The organism is Streptomyces barkulensis (assembly GCF_002843305.1).
Taxonomy (GTDB): Bacteria; Actinomycetota; Actinomycetes; order Streptomycetales; family Streptomycetaceae; genus Streptomyces; species Streptomyces barkulensis.
The window spans coordinates 1-4,573 of record NZ_PGSG01000046.1; the positions used below are offsets into that span (position 1 = coordinate 1).

Below are 4,573 nucleotides of genomic sequence, written 5' to 3' on the forward strand. Positions count from 1 at the left end.
CTAGTTGAGCAGACTTCCCTGCAGTTCGGCGCGGAGGTCCGGCGTCAGCACCGTACCCGCACGGTCCACCAACAGGGCCATCTCATACCCGACCAGACCGATGTCCGCCTCCGGATGCGCCAGCACCGCCAGCGAGGAACCGTCGGAGATCGACATGATGAAAAGGAACCCACGCTCCATCTCCACCACCGTCTGATTCACCGCACCCCCCTCGAAGATGCGCGACGCACCAGCGGTCAGCGAGGTCAGCCCCGACGCGACCGCCGCCAACTGATCGGCACGATCCCGCGGAAACCCCTCGGACATGGCCAGAAGGAGGCCGTCGGCGGAGACCACCACCGTGTGCGACACCCCCGGGGTGTTGTCCACGAAGTTGGTGATCAACCAGTTCAGGTTCTGCGCCGCCTGGCTCATCGGGCTCACACTAACGCTCCTGATCGTAGGTGCTGCCGGGGCCGAAGCCCGGTCGGTCATTCTGGGTGTTGTCAGGGCCGCCCGCGGTGCGTCCCCGCCGGACGCCGCGGTGCAGGTTGCTCAACCTGCCTCGGACGTCCTCCGGGTTGCGGGAGACCTGGGCCCCGTCCTGGGGTGTCTGCTCCGCGGCGCCCTCGACCAGATTGGCCTTGGGCACTCGACGGGGCAGACCGGAGGGGGTGACCCCGCCGGCCTTGGGGTCGCGGATCCCCTCCGCCCGCTGCCAGCGCTCGTCATTCGCCGTGCGCCGGCCGGAATCGTCGGAGCGATCCGCCTGCCGGGGCACTTCCGGGGATTCCGCTTGCGGCTGGTACCGCGGGGCCGAGCCCTCCTCGGGCTGCTGCCTCCGCGGCTCCCGGCGCGGGAGTCCCGCGCCGGTCACAGTGGTGGAAGCATCCGAAGCCTGACCCGGTCGATCGAAGCCTACGCTTTCCGGGCCGTCTTCGGGAGCGCTGGGGAAGGATTCCGCTTCCGGATTCCGGACAGGCTCCTGTCCGGCACCGTAACCGTTCTGCGCGTACCCGGTCCCGTAGTCCGGCCGGTACTCGCCCTGGTACTCCCGGCCGTATCCGCCGTCGTACTCACCGTCGTACCCGCCGCCCTGCTGCTGGGGCTGCTGCTGAGGCTGCTGCTGGGGCTGCTCGTACTGCTGCCGGTAACCGTCCTGGTACCCCTGGCCGTATCCCGTCTCCTGCCCGTAGGGGGCGGTCTCCGGGAATCCGGCCTGCGAGCCGTACTGGCCGGTCTGCTCGGGGTCGTAGGAGGCCTGCTGGGGGGCGTACTGCTCCTGGGCGTCGTGCCCGTCCCCGTAGCCGCCGTAGTCCTCGTAGCCGCCGTCCTGCTGCTGGTACCGGGGCTGCTGGGCCTCCAGTGCCGCGCGCCGTTCCTCGCGCATCAGCGAGCGCCCGAGCGGTTCGAGCCGGGGGGAGTCCTCCCGCTCCTCCTGGGAACCGTAGCGGGAGTCGTCGAAGCCCAGGTCCGCGGCGGACAGCTGGCGGTTCTGGGGCGCGGACTGGGCCGCGTTCGGCTGCTCCGGGACGATCCGGGAGACGGTGAAGTCCTCCTCGACCTCCTCCTGGCCGCCGCCGCCGTGCGTGATCTCCTCCGGAAGCATGACCAGCGATGTGGTGCCCGCCTGCTCCCCGGAGGGACGCAGCTGGACACGGATGCCGTGCCGGCTGGCCAGGCGGCCGACCACGAACAGGCCCATGCGCTGGGAGATGGCCACGTCCACCGTCGGCGGATTGGCCAGCTTGTGGTTGATGTCGGCGAAGTCCTCGGGGGTCAGGCCGATGCCCTTGTCGTGGATCTCGATCATCACCCGGCCGTCGGGCAGCCTGGTCGCGGTGACCTTGACCTTGGTCTGCGGCGAGGAGAACGAGGTGGCGTTCTCCAGCAGCTCGGCCAGCAGGTGCACCAGGTCGGTGACGACGGCGCCGTGGATCTCGCTCTCGGGGACGCCGGACAGCTCGATGCGCTCGTAGTCCTCCACCTCGGAGGAGGCGGCGCGCAGCACGTCCACCAGCGGCACCGGCTGGGTCCAGCGGCGGCCGGGCTCCTCGCCCGCGAGGACCAGCAGGTTCTCGCCGTTGCGGCGCATACGGGTCGCCAGGTGGTCCAGCTTGAAGAGGTTCTCCAGCTGGTCCGGGTCGGCCTCGTTGTTCTCCAGGTCCGTGATGAGGGCGAGCTGGCCCTCGATGAGGCCCTGGTTGCGGCGCGAGAGGTTGGTGAAGATGGCGTTGACGTTCCCCCGCAGCAGCGCCTGCTCGGCGGCGAGCCGGACGGCCTCGCGGTGGACCTGGTCGAAGGCGCGGGCGACCTCGCCGATCTCGTCGCGGCTGTTGATCGGGATGGGCTGGACACGGGTGTCGACCTTGCCCGGATCGGTGCGGGAGAGCTGGTCCACCAGCATCGGCAGCCGCTGCTGGGCGACGTCGAAGGCGGCGGTGCGCAGCCGGCGCATGTTGCTGCTCATCGAGCGGGCCATCATCCCGGCGATCACGAAGGCGACCACCAGGGCGGCGAGCACGATGACGGAGTTGACGACGGCGTCCCGCTTGGCGTCCGAGGCGATCTGGGCCGTCTCGCTCACCGCCCGGTCGGTGAGGTTCTTCTCCACCTCGCGGTAGGCGTTGAAGTTGGCGGTGGCCGCGGTGTACCAGTTCTCGGCCGTGACGCCGCCGGCCCGCAGCTTCTGGGGGGAGGCCCCGGAGGCGATGGCCTGGATCATCTTGTCGGTCGCCGGCGGTGCGGCGAAGTCCCGTCCTGCGGCCTCCGCCTCCTCCCCGGCCTCGGCGAGCCGCTCCCGGGCGTCCTCGCCCGCCTTGACCTTCTCCTCCTGCAGCAGTTCCCAGTCCTCCGGAGAGGCGCCGCCTCGGTACTCCTCGACGGCGATGTTCTCCAGATACGCGTAGGAGCTGAAGGCGGTGAGCTGTCGCTGCTTGTCCGCCGCGCCCGGACCGGGCTTGATCAGCAGGTGGGTGCCGATCGACCGCTGCAGGGACTCGGCGGCCTTGGAGAGGGAGACCGCGTAGACGGTGCGGCCGTAGGAGGTGATGTTGCCGGTGCCCAGGCCCAGTTCGTTGGCGAACTCCATCAGCGGGTGCTGGACCCGGACGTAGCCCTCCTCGGTCTCCACACCCTTCAGCCGGTCGGTGTAGGCGGCCTGGCGCAGCTCCTCCAGTTCCGGCTCGACCTTCTTGAAGGCGGCGAGGCGGCGCTTGAGGTTCTGCTGGTCGGGCATCTGGTCGACGCGGCGGTAGAACTCCTCGCGGGCGGCGTCGGTGACCCCGCGCACCTCCGCGATCACCGGGTCGTCCGTCTTGCCCTGCAGCAGCGGTGCGGCGGTGCGGTCGCGCTCGTCGATCAGGGCGTGGCCGTACGCGGCGGCGGCGCGGACCAGTTCCGCGGTGCGGTTGGCGTCCTCCGCCTCGTTCAGCGTGTCCAGGGAGTTCTGCACCCGGAAGCCGCCGAAGACCAGGGCGACGAGCACGGGGATGAGGAGGATGGCGTTCAGTCTGGTGGCCACGCGCCAGTTGCGCACCGCGAAACGGCCGCCGCTGCCCGACTCCCCGCCGTTCCCGGGCAGGTCGGAGTGCGCCTCCACGGCGCGCTGCGGCGGCGTGAAGTTGCCACGCGGCCCCCCGGACGGGGAGCTCGGATTGCTTCGCCTCACTCGACCAAACCTCTCGGCTTCAGCCCATCGTCTTCGATGAAACCGTAACTACTGCTGAGTTCAGCGAATTTCAGCACGGTAGGCAGAAGCTTTCCAAACACCTGGACCAGTGGCGAATCACACGCGGACGCCCGGGAGGAAAAGGGCATATGGCCCACAGGTTGACGAAAGGCTGAAATTTTGTACGCGCTGGGGAACGAGGTGCTCGCGGCGAGTGGCATCCACCCCGCAATTCTCTGTCGAAACGTTATGAAAACCGGGACGGACCGGACGCGATGTCCGGTCCGTCCCGGCTACTGGCCCGTAACCCGCTGTCGCCGTCGGCGGCCTGGGCGATCCGGGCGGCCACCGTGCGCACGCGCGCGAGCCCGCCTCCGGATCAGCGCAGGCGTGCCAGGAGCGCGTGCTCGACCAGCGTGATCAGCGCGCTCTTCGCCTCCGCCCGGTGCCGCGCGTCGGTGGTGATGATCGGCGCGTCCGGACCGATCTGCAGCGCCTCACGCACCTCGTCCGGCGTGTACGGCTGATGCCCGTCGAACCCGTTCAGCGCGATCACGAACGGCAGACCCGAGTTCTCGAAGTAGTCCACCGCCGGGAAGCAGTCCGCCAGCCGGCGGGTGTCCACCAGCACCACCGCGCCGATCGCACCGCGCACCAGATCGTCCCACATGAACCAGAACCGGTCCTGGCCCGGCGTACCGAACAGGTACAGGATCAGGTCCTGGTCCAGCGTGATACGGCCGAAGTCCATCGCCACCGTGGTGGTGGTCTTGTCGGCGGTGTGCGTCAGGTCGTCGATCCCGGCGGACGCGGCGGTCATCACGGCTTCGGTACGCAGCGGGTTGATCTCCGACACGGCGCCCACGAAGGTCGTCTTGCCCACGCCGAACCCGCCCGCCACCACGATCTTCGCGGAGGTGGTGG

At 69.6% G+C, this 4,573-nt stretch carries 3 protein-coding genes; all 3 read right to left on the reverse strand.

Annotated features, from left to right (window positions below; genetic code table 11):
* On the reverse strand, positions 1-414 hold the full coding sequence (locus CUT83_RS10190; protein WP_026057603.1) for a roadblock/LC7 domain-containing protein: 414 nt from the start codon (positions 412-414) through the stop codon (positions 1-3).
* Between the two features lie 10 nt (positions 415-424).
* Positions 425-3,649, reverse strand: a complete 3,225-nt coding sequence (locus CUT83_RS10195) for a sensor histidine kinase (RefSeq protein WP_101255541.1) — start codon at positions 3,647-3,649, stop codon at positions 425-427.
* A 379-nt stretch (positions 3,650-4,028) separates the two neighbouring features.
* The coding region (locus tag CUT83_RS10200; RefSeq protein WP_101255542.1) for a GTP-binding protein at positions 4,029-4,573 on the reverse strand (545 nt) is incomplete at its 5' end.

Excerpts from the sequence above, each read along its gene's own strand:
- CUT83_RS10190 (WP_026057603.1), bottom strand. The coding sequence starts at position 414 with ATGAGCCAGGCGGCGCAGAACCTGAACTGGTTGATCACCAACTTCGTG.